The following is a 1,258-nucleotide window of genomic DNA, read 5'->3' on the forward strand; positions in this document are numbered from 1 at the left end:
TGTAGTGGCATAGTGAATTTGGTCACTTAGTTAGAGGTGATATCATCACCTCATAAGTTAACAGGTGACACTATGACAAAACGTACAAGACGGTTATTTAGCGCAGAATTTAAGTTAGAAGCAGCGCAGTTAGTTCTAGACCAAAACTACTCAGTGACTGAAGCAGCCCAAGCTATGAACGTGGGTAAATCCACAATGGATAAATGGGTTCGCCAGTTAAGAGAAGAGCGCCAAGGGAAAGCACCGAAAGCTTCACCTATGACCCCTGAGCAAATAGAAATTAGGGAATTAAAAAAGAAACTGGCTCGCCTTGAAGAGCATAATGAAATACTAAAAAAAGCAACGGCTCTGTTGATGTCGGACTCACTGAACAATTCTTGATAATCAAGAAACTCAAGCAGAGCTATAGCGTAAAAACATTATGCGAAGTCTTCAATGTTCATCGAAGTAGTTATAACTATTGGCTAAAACGCCCAGCAGTAATTAATGCTGAAACAGTCAAACTTCGCAGCTTGGTTAGCGAAGCCCATGCTGCGAGTAATGGCTCTGCAGGAGCGAGAACCATTGCTGATATAGTGACAAACCAAGGCATGAATTTAAGCCGTTACCGAGCGGCAAAGCTTATGAAAACACTTGGTTTAGTAAGCTGCCAAGTACCACAACATCGTTACCGAAAATCCTCGCAGGAACATATTGAAGTTCCAAATCACTTAAGTCGACAGTTTGCTGTTACAGCACCAAATGAAGTCTGGGTTGGCGATGTTACGTATATTTGGACGGGTAATCGGTGGATGTATTTAGCGGTCGTTATCGACCTTTTTGCTCGTAAAGTGATTGGTTGGTCGATGTCTTTATCACCTGATAGTCGGCTAACAGGCAAAGCTTTGTCGATGGCTTATGAATCTCGCGGTAAGCCAAAAGATGTCATGTTCCATAGCGATCAAGGTAGTCACTATACCAGTCGTAAATACCGCCAATTACTGTGGCGTTTTCAAATAAAACAGAGTTTATCTCGTCGAGGAAACTGCTGGGATAATGCGCCGATGGAGCGCTTCTTTAGAAGTCTGAAAACGGAATGGGTGCCAACGATGGGTTATCGTAGCTTTGCTGAGGCTCAACAAGAGATCACTCGCTACATCATTGGATATTACTGCCAACTCAGGCCACATCAGTATAACGGTGGTCTAACTCCCAATGAGTCAGAACGATTATATTGGGAAAACTCTAAAACCGTGGCCAATTTTAGTTGACCACTACA

Annotated in this window: 1 protein-coding gene; it reads left to right on the forward strand. The window is 42.8% G+C overall.

From position 1 onward, the window contains the following. The first annotated feature begins 72 nt into the window (after positions 1-72). A protein-coding gene (locus MD535_RS25545; RefSeq protein WP_265678092.1) for an IS3 family transposase occupies positions 73-1,250 on the forward strand; the annotation gives its coding sequence in 2 pieces (ribosomal slippage) (positions 73-331 and positions 331-1,250; 1,179 coding nt in all). The last annotated feature ends 8 nt before the right edge of the window (positions 1,251-1,258 follow it).

Origin of the sequence: Vibrio qingdaonensis, assembly GCF_026191675.1 — a bacterium.
Lineage (GTDB): Bacteria > Pseudomonadota > Gammaproteobacteria > Enterobacterales > Vibrionaceae > Vibrio > Vibrio qingdaonensis.